The 15,840-nt window shown below is 39.0% G+C and carries 10 protein-coding genes; 7 read left to right on the plus strand and 3 right to left on the minus strand.

All coding sequences use genetic code 11. The features are described 5' to 3' along the window. Positions 1–57: 57 nt before the first annotated feature. From ACKTS5_RS12900 to ACKTS5_RS12910, 3 genes are all read left to right on the plus strand, one after another. Entirely contained in the window at positions 58–1,071 is a 1,014-nt protein-coding gene (locus ACKTS5_RS12900) for a FecR family protein (RefSeq protein WP_408044291.1), read from the plus strand. 17 nt (positions 1,072–1,088) lie between these two features. Beyond that, the gene (locus ACKTS5_RS12905) at positions 1,089–4,007 is read left to right on the plus strand and encodes a TonB-dependent receptor (RefSeq protein ID WP_408044292.1); all 2,919 of its coding nucleotides are present in this window, start codon (positions 1,089–1,091) and stop codon (positions 4,005–4,007) included. A gap of 121 nt (positions 4,008–4,128) precedes the next feature. Further along, positions 4,129–6,930 (plus strand): TonB-dependent receptor, encoded by a 2,802-nt coding sequence (locus ACKTS5_RS12910; RefSeq protein ID WP_408044293.1) that lies wholly within the window; start codon positions 4,129–4,131, stop codon positions 6,928–6,930. A gap of 393 nt (positions 6,931–7,323) precedes the next feature. On the opposite strand, the gene ACKTS5_RS12915 is transcribed toward ACKTS5_RS12910, so the two are convergent. After that, positions 7,324–7,857: a 1-acyl-sn-glycerol-3-phosphate acyltransferase gene (locus ACKTS5_RS12915; RefSeq protein ID WP_408044294.1), complete on the minus strand. Its 534-nt coding sequence runs from the start codon at positions 7,855–7,857 to the stop codon at positions 7,324–7,326. A gap of 103 nt (positions 7,858–7,960) precedes the next feature. Here ACKTS5_RS12915 and rmuC point away from each other — a divergent pair, with 103 nt between their 5' ends. The 3 genes from rmuC to ACKTS5_RS12930 all read left to right on the plus strand — a co-directional run bounded on the left by rmuC (position 7,961) and on the right by ACKTS5_RS12930 (position 11,300). Beyond that, on the plus strand, positions 7,961–9,337 hold the full coding sequence (gene rmuC / locus ACKTS5_RS12920; protein ID WP_408044295.1) for a DNA recombination protein RmuC: 1,377 nt from the start codon (positions 7,961–7,963) through the stop codon (positions 9,335–9,337). Positions 9,338–9,523: 186 nt separating this feature from the next. Next, entirely contained in the window at positions 9,524–10,702 is a 1,179-nt protein-coding gene (locus ACKTS5_RS12925; protein ID WP_408044296.1) for a DUF3440 domain-containing protein, read from the plus strand. Then, a complete protein-coding gene (locus ACKTS5_RS12930; RefSeq protein ID WP_408044297.1) occupies positions 10,668–11,300 on the plus strand; it encodes a ParB N-terminal domain-containing protein in 633 nt (210 codons plus the stop codon). The genes ACKTS5_RS12925 and ACKTS5_RS12930 overlap by 35 nt, the downstream gene beginning before the upstream one ends. 87 nt (positions 11,301–11,387) lie before the next feature. Here the strand turns inward: ACKTS5_RS12930 and glyA are convergent, their stop codons facing one another. Beyond that, positions 11,388–12,662 carry a serine hydroxymethyltransferase gene (gene glyA / locus ACKTS5_RS12935; protein ID WP_408044298.1) on the minus strand — a complete coding sequence of 425 codons (1,275 nt, stop codon included), beginning with the start codon at positions 12,660–12,662 and terminating at the stop codon, positions 11,388–11,390. A 203-nt stretch (positions 12,663–12,865) separates the two neighbouring features. Between glyA and fahA the strand changes: the two genes are divergently transcribed. Then, positions 12,866–14,152 carry a fumarylacetoacetase gene (gene fahA, locus ACKTS5_RS12940; RefSeq protein ID WP_408044299.1) on the plus strand — a complete coding sequence of 429 codons (1,287 nt, stop codon included), beginning with the start codon at positions 12,866–12,868 and terminating at the stop codon, positions 14,150–14,152. Between the two features lie 78 nt (positions 14,153–14,230). Here the strand turns inward: fahA and ACKTS5_RS12945 are convergent, their stop codons facing one another. After that, the gene (locus tag ACKTS5_RS12945; protein ID WP_408044300.1) at positions 14,231–15,787 is read right to left on the minus strand and encodes a DEAD/DEAH box helicase; all 1,557 of its coding nucleotides are present in this window, start codon (positions 15,785–15,787) and stop codon (positions 14,231–14,233) included. Positions 15,788–15,840: the final 53 nt, after the last annotated feature.

Consider the following 15,840-nt stretch of genomic DNA (forward strand, 5'->3'; position numbering starts at 1 on the left):
GTATATTTGCAATATATTTTTCTTATATCTGTAAATACCTTAGCTTACAAAGTTTTGATGACCAAAAAAACCTATAATAGTATTCATGATTTTTTAAATGACGATTCTTTTAAGAATTGGGCATTTAACAGTCAATTGTCGGATGTTTCATTTTGGGATTTTTGGCTCAAAAACAATCCTTTAAAGAGAGATATCGCCTACGAAGCCAGAGACATATTACTCGGTATCAATTTTAAAAAAGATACCGTTGGCGAAGAAAAATTACAAGTTGAATGGACTAAGCTCGAAGCAAAGCTAAAGACTGTTCAAAAGAAAGAAGCCAAGAAGAAAAAGGGGATTTTCCAAAATCCAAGTATTATGAAGTTCGCAGTTGCCGCTTCTATACTGCTAGCAATATCGTTTGGAGTACTAACCTATACCGGGCTTAACAATGCACTCGTTACTCATGAAACGGCTTTTGGTGAAACCCTAAACATCAAATTACCCGACGGGACTGAAGTCGCTTTGAATTCAAATTCTGAAATCACCTATCACAAAAACGACGTTCGAAATATATGGATGAAAGGAGAAGCTTTTTTTAAGGTGAACAAACTCCCTAGTAAAGAAGCTAAGTTTTTCGTCAACACCAAAGACCTTACCGTCGAAGTTTACGGAACAGAATTTAATGTCAATACACGCAGAGAAAAAACGAAAGTCTATTTAGACGAGGGAAATATTTGGTTGACACTCAATAATGGAAATTCAAAAAAAATGTTTCCAGGGGACTATATCGAATACTCTTCAGATGAAAAGAAAATTCTCATTGATAAGCACATTGTAAGTAAAGAGCAACACCTGTCGTGGACGCAAGGAACGCTGTTGTTTAATAACCTTACCTTACACCAAGCTTTAGAGAAAATATCGGACACCTACGGAGTAAATTTTGATTTTAAGGTTCCTACTAGTAAAGACATTCGTATCACGGGTGCTGTGCCTACATCAAATTTAACAATTTGCTTAAATGCGATAAAAAAATCTGCAAACATCAACATTAAAAAAGAAAATGGTAAATTAGTGGTTTATAAGAACTAAACACTAATCCCAATTTAATGATAAAGCAGTTCGTAGGTCTACGTATTCTTCTCGTTTTCATTACCTGCACTTGCTGCTTATTCCAGTCGTATGCTCAACAACAGCAGTTGGTAAAACTCATAGACGCACTCGATATTATCAGTGAAAAGCACCGAGTGTATTTTACCTACAATCCACTTAGCGTAAAAGGTGTCCAAATTGATATCCGCCCTTTCCGAAAACTCGACTTAAACAAATCGGTCGACTTACTCAAAAAAGTTACCCCATTTTCCGTTGATTACCTCGGAAACAACTATTACGTTATTTACACCCCTAAAAAAGTAGGGATTACCACAGGCATCCTAACAAAAAAAATCAATCGCGGCATCGACCATACTCCTCACAATCCTATAAAGATGCGCGGAATTGTATTGGACGAATTTTACCAGCCCATCAGAAAGGTAAATATCATTGAAAAAAACACGCAAAACGGAACCATTAGCTTACCCGATGGTAGTTTTGTATTGCATTTACAAAAAAACAATCCCATTCAGTTTACGCACATCGGTTTTGAGCCAGTTACCATAGCTCCTAATGATCGTTTTGTCCAAGTCATGATGACCTCTGGAATTCAACTAAACGAAGTACTAATTGTGGGGTCGAGAAATAATAAACGACGTACAGTAGACTCTCCGGTAGCAACGGACGTCATCGATATTGCAACGGTAAAAGCCAAGAGTGAGTTTATCAACATCAACCAATTTCTTCAAAACGAAATCCCTTCGTTTAACGCGACCAAACAATCAGGATCGGACGGTGCTGACCATATAGTTCCGGCCACCTATCGCGGTCTTGGCCCCGACCAAACTCTTGTACTGATTAACGGAAAACGCAGACATCAAGCCTCGTTGATTAACTTGTACGGAACACGAGGTAGAGGTAATTCCGGAACCGATTTAAACGCCATACCAGCCATGGCTATCAAACGCATAGAAGTTCTCAAAGACGGAGCTTCGGCTCAATACGGTTCCGATGCGATTGCAGGTGTTATCAATGTCGTCCTAAAAGACCGTGCTGCAGACAATCAGATTGAAACATTTTTTGGATTTAACAACGCCGGAAACAACTCAAATCCCCAACGACAAGGAGTAGATGGATTGACCTATAAAACCGGGATGCACTACGGAACGCCATTGAGTACAGATGGCTTTGTAAGCGTATCGGCTGAATTTACTTCTAGAGACCATACCTTTCGACAAGGAACCTCTGTCAGGAACAACTACGGAGATGCCCGCATGATGAACAGTAACGTCTTTGTCAATGCAGAAGCTAAAGTTTCGGAACAGATGAAATTCTATGCCAATGCTGGATATCACTTTAAAAACACGCAAGCTTATGCTTTTACAAGACGCGCATCAAGTGAACGAAATGTAGAAGCTATATACCCAAATGGTTTTAACCCTCTGATTACCTCTAATATTACAGATCAATCACTAACCGCTGGGTTAAAAGGAAGTTATAAATCTTGGAATGTAGACTTCAGCAATACTTATGGTAAGAACTACTTTCATTATTATATCAAAGAAACGCTCAATGCTACACTGCTTCAAAACTCTCCTAAAGAATTTGACGCCGGGGGTCATAGCTTAAGTCAAAACACAACGAATATCGATCTCAATCGAAACTTTTCATCGTTGTTCAACGGCTTTAACCTCGCTTTAGGTATTGAAAACAGAATTGAGCATTACGAAATTTTTGCAGGAGAACCGGCTTCGTATTTGAGTTATGACACCAATGGAAATCCAATAACCAATCAAACGCCAAGCTCTTTGATACCTACGCATAACGGTATCATTAGACCTGGAGGTTCGCAAGGCTTTCCAGGGTACTCCCCAAACAATGAAGTAGCCAGAAGCCGAACTAGTTTTGGACTTTACATCGATAGTGAATTTGACTTTACCTCTAACTGGTTGCTCGCCACCGCATTGCGTTTTGAGCACTATAGTGATTTTGGTAGTACGGTGAATACTAAACTCGCGACCAGACTAAAAATTAACCCTTGTACCACATTACGAGCTTCTTTTAGTACCGGATTCAGGGCGCCATCCTTAGCACAAATTTACTACAACTTACAATTCACAAACTACATAGACAACAAACCTGTAGAGTCAGTACTCATCGCTAATAACAATCCCCTCACCCAATTTTTTGGCATAAAGCGATTGAAGGAAGAAAAGGCTGTCAATTACAGTCTTGGTATACAACATAAATTTGACAACACGCTTCAACTTTCACTGGATTCATACTATATATTCATCAAAGACAGAATTATACTCAGTGGTAATTTTGACGCTACGGCGATCACACCTAATGTGCAAAACGTACAATTTTTTGCCAACGGGGTAAATACGGCTAGTTACGGATTGGATTTTCGACTCAATTGGCATAAAAGTTTCGACAAAAACACACTTAACATGAGCTTTTTAGGAAACTTAAACAAGATGGAGATTACCCAAATTAATACCAAAGGACTAGACTCTGAAACCTTTTTTGGTATCAGAGAACGTTATTTCTTAAAAGCCTCTGCCCCCAATTACAAATTAATTTTAAATGGTACTTGGGATACTCCAAAATATACCATCAGTGCAAATATTACCAATTACAGTAGTGTAAAACTCATCGATTGGCAAATCAACAAACCCTTAGACAATTTTAACTTCTCTCCATTGATGCGTTACCGTGCTTCACTGGACGCTTACAAGCCTAAATTCACGTTGGATCTGCACGGAACTCTAAAATTTTCTGACCGTTATCAATTGCAATTAGGAACCACAAATTTATTCAACACCTACCCCACGGAACAAGGCGAAAACACAGACAGTGGTGGACGTTGGGATGCTGTACAAATGGGGAGTAACGGATCGTTTTACTACAGTAAATTTTTAATAAACTTTTAACTTTTTTAAAAAAAACAGGGTATAAAAAAAAGTTTTAAACCTTAATAAAAACGTAAGGCAATTGTTAATATAATACAAATCAAACAATTTTCTTCCAAAATTATTAACTAAAACTTTATTTATGAAACAAATTTTCACCCTACTTCTAGCCTTGTGCTTTTGTAGTTTTGGTTGGTCTCAAATGAAGATTACCGGAACTGTAAAAGATGCGAATAACGAAGTACTCCCAGGAGCAAACATCTTGGAAAAAGGGACACAAAACGGAACCAACTCAGACTTTGATGGTAAATTTAGCTTAACCGTTAAAGAAGGCGCTATCCTAGTGATTAGCTTTTCTGGTTTTGAGACTCAAGAAATTGCTGTCGATGGCAAAAAGATCTTTAACATCACCTTAAAAGAAGGACTTCAGCTAGACGAAGTTGTCGTTACTGGATCGAGAACTCCTGCCAGAAGTAATACCTCTAGCCCCTTACCAGTTGATATTGTAGGAGTGAAAGAGTTACAGGCCACTGGTCAGACTACTTTTGACAAGGCTCTGCAATATAAAATTCCATCGTTCAACACGGTAAACACACCTGTTAATGATGCTACTTCCTTATTAGACCCTTATGAAATCAGAAATATGGGACCTAGTAGAACCTTAATTCTCATTAACGGAAAGAGAAAAAACCTAAGTGCGCTGCTCTACACGCAAACCTCTCCAGGTCGCGGTGAAACAGGAGCTGACATATCAGGAATCCCAACAGACGCTATTAAAACCATTCAAATTCTACGTGATGGAGCCTCTGCTCAATACGGATCTGACGCCATTGCCGGGGTAATGAATATCATTTTAAAGGACGACTACAAGAACGGATCTGCTACTTTTCGCTCGGGAATCACGGGTGAAGGTGATGGAGAAATGTTAGGAGTAAGTGTCAATAACGGTACACAAATTGGTGATGACAAAGGATTTATCAACTACACAGTTGACTTTTCTAAGACGGCTTTAGCAAACAGACCAGGTACTGTTGATGCAGAAGGAGAATTTGCTGACTTTGGTGGAACTCGTCCAGGAGAAACTTTAGCCGACATCAGATCTTTTCTAAGCCGACGTCCAGATGCCGGAAACATCAATGGATCGCCAGAAACAACCGCTGCTAAATTCTTAGTTAACGGTGCTTTAGATTTCAAAAAAGAAAGTGAACTGTATTTTAACGCTGCCTACGTTTACAAAAAGGTAAACAGTTTTGCCAACTATCGTACTCCGTATTGGAGAGATATTCAAGACTATCCTTATTTAGCGAACTTATTCCCAGGAAGCCATCCTAGTAACCCAGGAGGCTACGACGGGTATGTTCCAACTTTTGAAGGTGACCTCAACGATTACAATGCCACGTTAGGCTTTAAATCTAAATTAAACGGATGGAATGTAGATGTAAGTGCCACTTTTGGTGGTAACATGCAAACCTACTCGGTAAACAATTCACATAATCCCTCAAGCATCCCCACGACAGCTACTTGGACTGATGCCAACAACAACGGAGTCGTAGATCCAGGTGAGTTGTCGAGTCAGGGGAACAAATACCGTGAAAACAGCCCTATTAGCTTTGACCCAGGAGGAACATCATTTAGTCATATTGTAGGAAACATCGATATCTCTAAAGTACTTTCAGACCACGTATCTATTGCTTTTGGTAGTGAGTTTAGAACAGAAAATTTTGAAATTATTGAAGGAGCCCTAGCTTCTTACGAAGGAAACGGTGCAGACTCATTTGCTGGTAACCGACCAGAAAATTCAGGTAAATTTAATCGTTACAACCTCGGTGGATACTTTGACGTAGCCTGGGATATCAACAAAGATTTCCTAATCAACGGAACGGTACGTGCTGAAAACTATTCTGATTTTGGTAGTACTTTTGTTTGGAAAGCGAGTTCGCGTTACAAATTTGCAGATGATAAATATACCTTAAGAGGATCTGTATCAACAGGATTCAGAGCCCCTACGTTACATCAAATATACACCCAAAAAACGCAGTTTAGCTTTGTTCCTGGTTCAGGAATCCAACGCGGTGGTTTTGTAAACAACGTATCTCCACAGGCACGTTTACTCGGAATCCCTAAGTTAAAGGCCGAAGAATCGACAAACTTTACGGTAGGTATTGGTGGTAAGCCCTTTAAAAACTTCTCTTTTACAATTGATTACTACCACATTGCTGTAGACGATCGTATTGTGTTGAGTACCGAAATTGGAAGAACCTCTGGAGGCGGAACGGCTCTAGATCAAATTTTAAATGCCAACAACTTAAGTGATTTAAGTTTCTTTGTAAATGCAATTGATACCAAAACAGCTGGTTTAGATTTTGTATTTAGCTATAAAAACTGGGAAATTGGGCCAGGAAAAGTTGGGCTAAACTTATCTGGTAACTACACCATTACCAATGAACGTGACGGTGCGGTTAAAAACCCAAAAATCGTTGCTGATGCTGGTCAATCTGTAGTGAACGCAACTCAAGAAGCGTTGTTTTTTACCTCTCGACCAAGAACAAAATGGATTTTAGGTGCAACTTATGATATCGGTAAATTCGGTTTCTCATTAAACAACACCTATTTTGGTAAAACTACCTTTAAGCAACAAGGGTTAGACAGCAACCTAAGAACCGAATTCACTCCAAAAATCGTAACAGATTTAGGAGTTAACTACAACGTAGATAAAAATTGGACAGTTTCGTTCAATGCCAATAACATACTAAACGTATTACCAGAATGGAGCTTTAAAGCAGAAAATGCTGCTGGACAAGCCATCTTAAACGATCCTGCTCAGGTAAAAACCCAGTCAAACTTGATTACGTTTAACCAACGTTATTCACAAATGACCTATGATGGGTACCACTTTAGTCAATTGGGATCTATGTTTAACCTTTCGGTGAACTACAGATTTTAGAATTTAATTGTTTTCATTATATATTTTCTGAAATATATACACAACCTCAGAGCTTTGATTCCCCTTCTCTGAGGTTTTTCTTTGCTTGTATTTTCCTCGTAAAACAGCAATAGCCTCCCTACTACTTCTAAATAGTACCCGATACTATTCCAATACCCTCATAGCTTACCACCTTCAAGTACCCTCCACGAGCTCCATCAAACTAACTACAAACACTTTTAACTAGTTGACACACCCAAGTTGCTACCTGAGTAGCAAGCACAAAAAGTTGCCTCTCACCTACTGGTAACGGCATTAAAATAGAGAACAAAAAGGTATTAGCAAACTTGTATATGCGACTGTAGTTACAACCGACTCGTGTGCTATAGATCCGGAAAGTGATCTCCGCTGCTACTAAAACAATTCGGGCTTGGCGCCTTTTACATCCTTGTAAAAATCGTGAAATACTTTAAAATCAGCCTCCATATCATCGGTCGGGTAAAACGGCTCTGATACAGCCATTTGTTTGCGACCAAAATCCAAGGTAAACATGATTATAGGAACACCTGCTCCTTTGGCGATATAGTAAAATCCTGTTTTCCACTTATCTACTTTTTGACGTGTTCCTTCGGGCGATAATGCCAGACGAAATTCCTCATTTTTATTAAACACATCGACGATGGCATCTACTTTATTCGAACTTTTGGTTCGATCGACAGGAGAACCACCTAACCAACGAAAAATAAAACCGAATGGCGGTTTAAACAAGGCCTTCTTCCCGATAAAATTGATCTTCACACCCCAAGTATTACGACCCAAAATCGCAATAGGAAAATCCTTCCAACTGGTGTGAGGGGCACCAATTACAACATACTTCTTTAAATCCTTTGGAAATTCTCCAACGAGCTTCCACCCTAAAATTTTGGTATAAATAAACTTAGAAATCATTTCTTACAAATAAACTTCAATGATACGGTTTTCAGTAATAATAACAAATATTTTTAGCATAACTTGCCCTATATTTGCGTAACTACTAAATTAACTATTTTTAATGAACACCACAATTATCGTACTTATCACTGCGATTACTGCTCTTGTATTAGGATATATTATAGGGCAACTCTCTGGAAAACTATCCTTAAAAAAAGCGACTGATGATCTTGACAATCAACTGCGAAATTTACAAGCGCAACTCGATAAAGAGTTATTGATCAATCAAGAAAAAGAGCGCAGCTTCCAAGAACAGAAAAAGGAGTTTAGCCAACGCCTCGAAGCCTTTAACAAAGAAAATCAAGCTTTGAGGAGAGAAAAAGAGTTTGGAGCTATTACTCTAGCTCAAAAAACGGAAGAGCTCAAAAATTTACAAATAAAGCTCAATGAGAATAAAGAAGAGGTAAACCAACTTCAAGAAAAGTTTAGTAAGGAATTCGAGAATTTGGCAAATAAGATACTCGATGAAAAATCGACCAAGTTTACAGAACAAAACAAAGAAAACCTTAAAAACATACTGAATCCGCTACAGGATAAAATTCAGACCTTTGAAAAAAAGGTCGAAGACAGTCAAAAAGAGAGTATTTCAATGCACTCTGCCCTCAAAGAGCAATTGCTAGGCTTAAAAGAACTGAATGCTCAAATGAGTAAAGAGACGCTAAACCTCACGAAAGCGTTAAAAGGAGATAGCAAAACCCAAGGAAACTGGGGAGAATTGGTATTAGAACGCGTACTTGAAAAATCTGGACTGGAAAAAGATCGCGAATATTTTGTTCAGCAATCGTTCACCAATGACGAAGGCAAGCGAATTCTTCCCGACGTCGTAATCCACCTTCCTGATAATAAAAAAATGGTCGTGGATTCAAAAGTTTCACTAACGGCCTATGAACAATACGTAAACAGCGATAACGATCAAGATAAAGAACGCTTTGTAAAAGAACATCTGAATTCCTTAAAGCGTCACGTCGAGCAACTTTCTGAAAAGAAATACGAAGACATTTACAAAATCACCTCACCCGATTTTGTCCTGTTATTCGTTCCTATTGAACCGGCTTTTGCCGTTGCCTTAAACCAAGACAACACACTCTACAACAAAGCTTTTGAGCGAAATATCGTTATCGTTACTCCAACTACCTTGCTCGCTACTTTGCGAACCATCGATACGATGTGGAACAACGAAAAACAACAGCGAAATGCTCTTGAAATTGCGCGTCAAGCAGGTGCTCTTTACGACAAATTTGAAGGACTCTTAAAAGACCTGATCAATATCGGTAAAAAAATAGATGCCACTAAAACAGACTACAGTGCGGCCATGAACAAACTCGTTGAAGGTCGTGGTAACCTCATTACCAGTGTTGAAAAACTAAAGAAGATGGGAGCCAAAGCAAAAAAGGCACTGCCTGAAAAGATCATTCAACGTGCAAACGAAGAAGAATAAGCTAAAAATACCACAGCTACCAAGCCCGATATCTATCGGGCTTTTTTTATGCAAATATCACAAAACTTCCCATTTATTACATCCACCACTTTGTAGCTGTTCTTTTCCTATACTTTTATAAGTAATACGGGGTCATTAGTAGCCGAAATTACACTTAGTGCCCCCTCACTCAAACAGCAGTTTTTCATGCCAAAAGAATACTCTAATTCAAACGTCTACCAACAAGCAAAACTTCGAATTCACGAAGTTTTCAAAAAGTTCCCCAAGGTTTACCTCGCTTTCAGCGGTGGAAAAGACAGTACTGTCATGCTTGATATAGCCATCAGAATTGCTAAAAAACTAGGCAGAGTTCCCTTAGATGTACTCTTTATTGACTTGGAAGCTCAGTACCAATGTACTATTCAGCACATTGAAGCGGTTGCCCTCAACGATCCGGCTATACGATTACATTGGGTTTGCCTGCCCTTAAACTTGCGCAATTCAGTCAGTGTTTTCCAACCGCACTGGCGATGCTGGGATCCTGAGGAGAAAAATAACTGGGTCCGACCAATGCCAAAACATAAAGCGGTGATTAGCTCGGTAGATCACTATCCTTTTTTCAAATTTGGTATGGAGTTCGAAGATTTTGTTTACAAATGGGGACAGTGGTTCGCCGGCAAGAAATCCTGTTCTTGCTTATTAGGGATTCGAGCCAATGAAAGCCTTCACCGATTCATCTCCGTAAAACGCCCCGGATGGAAAGGAAAAAACTGGCTCAGTCGAAGTAGTGATTACTTAATTTTCTCCTACCCCATTTACGATTGGACTACAGAAGACATATGGAAATATACCGGAAAGTTTGACATTCCTTACAACGCTTTGTACGATGCACTGTATCGCTGTGGACTTTCCTTACACCTCATGCGTGTGTGTCAGCCCTACGGTGACAGTCAGCGTTTAGGCCTAAAATTTTATCAATTAATAGAACCTGAAACATGGAATAAGCTACTGCTCAGAGTTGCAGGAGCAAATTTTGGCGCCATGTACAGTAAAACGGCCTTATTGGGCCGCAGAAAAGTGCAGCTTCCTCCAAATACTACATGGAAAAAATACTGTAGTATACTACTGCATTCGATGCCTGAGATCTCAAAAAAACACTACCACCAAAAAATTACCATATTCTTGCAATGGTGGAGTACTCGAGGGTTTCCAATCCAATTGATTCCAGATCAAGCTAATCTACAGTTAGAAAACACCGGAAAAATTCCATCCTGGAGACGCATCTGTAAATGTCTTATTAAAAATGATTGGTGGTGCACCAGTCTCGGTTTTAACCAAACGAAAACAACCTATGAAAAACTCTACAAAAAACCTGAATCAAAATAAAGTTATCCAGCTACTCAAAACGGTTCACGAACTAACCTCTATATCCAACCTCGAGCGCTGCCGCTTGGAGGCGCAAATTAAAAATTTCTGTACACCGCTGAATACAGAACCCATTGCTGCTGTCTTATGGGTTCCCTATCAGCAAATAAAGGCCAACAATTACAACCCCAACAAAATGGCTTCGGTAGAAAAAAAACTCTTACTACAGTCCATGCTACAACACGGATTGACAGCTCCCTTAGTGGTCACTAAAAATACAGATGGTTACTTTCAACTCATCGATGGCTACCACCGATTTCAATTGATTAAGAAGAATAAAACACTTTTGGAACGATTACAGAAATGTGTCCCCGTCGTTCAATTAGATATCGATTTAAGTGAACAAATCGTAGCTAGTATTCGACACAATAGAGCCCGCGGTAAACATCAAATAACCGAAATGAGTTATGCTGTTCAAACCTTGTATGCCAACGGTTGGACTACGGAAAAAATCATGAGTGCACTCGGTATGGATGCTGATGAAGTACTGCGCCTAAGTCAGTTCAGTGGTCTCGGTGAGCTCTTTAAAAATAAAGCGTTTTCAAAATCTTGGAAGTAACTTTACCCTAAATATGCCCTAGCATAAAAAAAGGTTTGAACACAGACGTGTTCAAACCTTTTTTAACTATATTTTACGGTATACTTCTTACATTACAAAAAGTCTTCTGTGATGCATTAAATCGTATACTTTCTCTCCTACGGCTTCTAAAGCTTCGTCATTATCAGCATTGTTAATGGCCTCGTCAATCAAATCAACGATACTTTGCATATCCTCTTCAACAAGTCCTCTCGTAGTAACTGCAGCAGTCCCTACGCGAATTCCTGATGTGATAAATGGTGATTGCGTATCAAACGGAACCATGTTTTTATTTACCGTAATTTCAGCTTTACCTAAGGCTAATTCAGCATCCTTTCCAGTAATTCCTTTATTTCTCAAATCGATCAACATCATGTGATTGTCCGTACCATTTGAAATGATGTGATATCCTTTGGCTACAAATGCAGCTGCCATCGCACGTGCATTTTCACGAACTTGAATTTGGTACTCTAAAAACTCATCGGTCAAAGCCTCTCCAAACGCAACAGCTTTGGCTGCGATTACGTGCTCTAAAGGTCCTCCTTGATTTCCAGGGAACACCGCAGAGTTTAACAAAGTCGACATCTTCTTAGGCTTACCGCTCTTTAAAGTTAAACCGAATGGATTGTCGAAATCTTGTCCCATCATAATCATTCCTCCTCTTGGACCTCTCAAAGTTTTGTGGGTTGTAGTTGTAACAATATGACAATGAGGTAACGGATCTGATAAAATTCCCTTAGCTATCAATCCCGCTGGGTGCGAAATATCGGCCATCAAAATAGCTCCAACGCTATCTGCAATTTCTCTAAATCGAGCGAAATCAATATCACGAGAATACGCAGAAGCTCCAGCAATGATCAACTTAGGTTGGTGTTCTTTCGCCTGAGCTTCGAGATGATCGTAATCGATTAATCCCGTCTCTTTTTTCACGCCGTAAAATACAGGATTGTACAATTTCCCTGAAAAATTAACTGGTGATCCATGGGTTAAATGTCCTCCATGAGAAAGGTCAAACCCTAAAATCGTATCACCTGGCTTTAAACAAGCAGCAAAAACCGCCGTATTCGCCTGACTTCCAGAGTGAGGCTGCACATTTACGTACGCCGCTCCAAATAATTCCTTCGCTCTATCGATAGCTATTTGCTCTACAATATCAACTACTTCACAGCCTCCGTAATACCTTTTTCCAGGATATCCTTCAGCGTATTTGTTCGTTAATACAGACCCTTGTGCTTCCATTACTTGTTCACTTACAAAGTTCTCAGAAGCAATCAACTCTAAACCGTTTAGCTGTCTCTTTTTTTCCTCAGCTATCAGGTCAAATATCTGGTGATCTTTTTGCATTGTTGTGTTTTGTTAAAAATTGTTGCCAAATGTAATGATTTTATCAGGATTTTTGTTGCTTAATTCCAGTATTTTCATCGACGCAACACCTATTAATACTATATTAATCAAATCTGAGATTATTTTTCTTTTTTTTAAATTAGGGACTAGTCTAACTTGAAAAAAATATGTAGGTTTGATAAAAAATAAAACAATACAATTACATGGAAATAACTGCCAATAATCCAAATAGAAAATCCTGGTTAACCGTCTCGGAAAACTCTGATTTCCCTATTCAAAACATTCCTTTTGGTGTGTTCTTAACCAAGGATGACATCATTACCATTGGAACGCGAATCGGAGATTATGCCATTGACTTGGGGGCGTTACACCAATTAGGGTACTTTGAGGGAATCCCTTTAACAGACGATATATTTTTACAAGATACTTTAAATGATTTCATCGCTGACGGACGTAAAACTTGGCGTTTGGTTCGCAATAGAATCGCCGATATTTTTGACGTTAAAAACGGAAAATTACGCGACAATGCAAGCCATAAAGACAAGATCATTTTCCGCATGGACGAAATTGAAATGCAATTACCTGTTAGCGTAGGTGATTACACCGATTTTTACGCGAGCAAGGAGCACGCTACCAATGTAGGATCTTTATTTAGAGACCCTGAAAATGCCTTGTTACCGAACTGGCTTCACATCCCTATCGGATACCACGGTAGAAGCTCTTCAATCGTTCCTTCAGGAACCCCTATCCGTCGTCCTATTGGACAATCAAGACCTGCAGAAGGGAGCACTACTCCTGGTTTTGGGCCTTCTAAACTTTTGGACTTCGAATTAGAGATGGCATTTATCACAACGGTAGCCAACGATTTAGGAGACCGCATTCCTATCGAAGAAGCTGAAGACTACATCTTTGGATTAGTATTATTTAACGACTGGTCTGCCCGTGATATTCAAGCTTGGGAGTACGTGCCATTAGGACCGTTTTTAGGAAAGAATTTCGCCTCTACAATATCTCCTTGGATCGTTACCTTAGACGCTCTTGAGCCATTTAGAGTAGACAATCCAAAACAAGTACACGAACCTTTACCGTACTTACGCAAAGAAGGAAATAAAGACAGTTACGATATCAACTTGCAAATGGCTATTCAGCCAGAAGGTGTTGAAGAAACAGTGGTTTGTAATTCTAACTTTAAGTACATGTACTGGACTATGGTACAACAATTAACCCACCACACCGTAAACGGATGTCCTGTAAACTCTGGAGACATGATGGGAAGTGGTACTATCTCTGGACCTACTAAAGACAGTTTTGGTTCAATGTTAGAACTTACTTGGAGAGGTCAAAATCCACTTACTATGAAAGATGGAAGTACACGTAAATTCATCAATGATAACGATACTGTTATTATGCGCGGTTACGCTCAAAATGACAAGGTTCGCATTGGATTTGGTGAGTGTACAGGAAAAATATTACCTGCTATCGAAGACTAAGAAAACTTCGAGCGAGTCAACAACTAAAAAAAGCTGCACAGTAGATACTGTGCAGCTTTTTTTAGTTGTCTATATTTTTTACTCTTCCTCTGGTGGTGGATGTCCGTGAATTTGTTCGTACACCTCATCAAAATTCGAACGTAAATACGTATTTAATTTCTTGCGATAGTCATCTTGTAACCAATCGATAAAATTGTGTGTGCTCTTACAAATACACTTTGAATACCTGTAAATACGGTCATCGATATCTCCTCCGAGTTTCTTTGCTAAAATCAAGGCATCGAAAACATCTTCACTGTTTTCTACACACAACTTTGCATGGTGCTCAATAGATTTCTCAAGTACCTTTTTAGAAGATTGCCCAGCCTGAATGGTTTGTACATACACTTTTTTTACATCGAAGTACAAATCTTCTGAATTGGCAAATTCCTTTTTAATCTCAGCAGGTAACTCGTATTTAAACTCGCTTTCAATTTCTTCATCGGTCAATAAATTATCCAAATAGAAATTAGGCGCTCTAAACATTTTTTGCCAATCCAAATCGGCACCCCAAGGTCCGAAACGATGGAAATTATTCCCTAAGTCGATCACGTTAAAATCAGACTTTCCTGGTAAGATACGCGATCCACGTCCGATCATCTGATAGTATAAGGTTAACGATTTAGTAGCTCTGTTCAGAATAATAGAACTCACAGAAGGCTCATCAAAACCGGTAGTCAAAATACTTACTGAAGTAATGATGGCATTTGGAGTTTCGTGGAACCATTTAAGAATGAGGTCACGCTCTTTTTTAGTATTGGTATTGTCTAAGTGCGCAATCGGATATCCCGCTCTCTTAAACGTATCAAAAACGTGTAACGAAGTATTAATACCATTGTTAAAAATCAACGTTTTCGTTCCCTTAGCACGCTCTTCATACGCCTGCAATAACTTAGAAAGCATGTCAGAATTCGTATACAGATCTTCCGATGACTTCACGGTATAATCACCGTTGGCACCTACTTCTAAGGACGTTAATCCTACATTGTATGAAAATACTCTCGCTTTTGCCAAGTATTCGTTTTCTATCAAGGCCGCAATACTCTCTCCTACGATTAGCTCATCGTAGTTGTTCTTCATAGGTAACTTGATGTTCGAACTCAATGGCGTTGCAGTTACCCCCAAAATAAACGAATTGCTAAAGAATTTGAAGAGCTTTGTAAACGAGTTGTAGTGGGCCTCATCAATAATCACTAAACCTACGTCAGAAATATCCAACATATCGTCGTTTAATCGATTATTTAAGGTTTCTACCATGGCTACAAAACAATCAAAATCTCCTTGATCATCTAACGAAGCCTTACTGTCTACAATTTTATTCTCTACACCAAACTCACTCAGCATCTTCGCCGTTTGCTTACACAGCTCAATACGGTGTGTCATTATCAAAACTTTTTTCTGATAATGCTTGAGGTACTGCCTTGTTATTTCCGAGAAAATTACAGTCTTTCCTCCACCAGTTGGCAACTGGTATAACAAGTGATAATTATTAGGGGCATTTTCAAAACTCTTAAAAATTTTGTGTAACGCTTCCTTTTGGTAATCATATAAATTTTTACCTTTTTTTTGTTGGGTCGTCGTCGTTTCTTTACTCAATTTTGTGCTATTTTGAAGTGTGCAAAAATACGACGAATTAAAGGAAATTCCTT

The organism is Tenacibaculum litopenaei (genome assembly GCF_964514025.1).
Taxonomy (GTDB): domain Bacteria; phylum Bacteroidota; class Bacteroidia; order Flavobacteriales; family Flavobacteriaceae; genus Polaribacter; species Polaribacter litopenaei.

Coding starts and splice junctions, on each gene's coding strand:
- ACKTS5_RS12900 (WP_408044291.1), top strand. CDS start 58: ATGACCAAAAAAACCTATAATAGTATTCATGATTTTTTAAATGACGAT.
- ACKTS5_RS12905 (WP_408044292.1), top strand. CDS start 1,089: ATGATAAAGCAGTTCGTAGGTCTACGTATTCTTCTCGTTTTCATTACC.
- ACKTS5_RS12910 (WP_408044293.1), top strand. CDS start 4,129: ATGAAACAAATTTTCACCCTACTTCTAGCCTTGTGCTTTTGTAGTTTT.
- ACKTS5_RS12915 (WP_408044294.1), bottom strand. CDS start 7,857: ATGATTTCTAAGTTTATTTATACCAAAATTTTAGGGTGGAAGCTCGTT.
- rmuC (WP_408044295.1), top strand. CDS start 7,961: ATGAACACCACAATTATCGTACTTATCACTGCGATTACTGCTCTTGTA.
- ACKTS5_RS12925 (WP_408044296.1), top strand. CDS start 9,524: ATGCCAAAAGAATACTCTAATTCAAACGTCTACCAACAAGCAAAACTT.
- ACKTS5_RS12930 (WP_408044297.1), top strand. CDS start 10,668: ATGAAAAACTCTACAAAAAACCTGAATCAAAATAAAGTTATCCAGCTA.
- glyA (WP_408044298.1), bottom strand. CDS start 12,662: ATGCAAAAAGATCACCAGATATTTGACCTGATAGCTGAGGAAAAAAAG.
- fahA (WP_408044299.1), top strand. CDS start 12,866: ATGGAAATAACTGCCAATAATCCAAATAGAAAATCCTGGTTAACCGTC.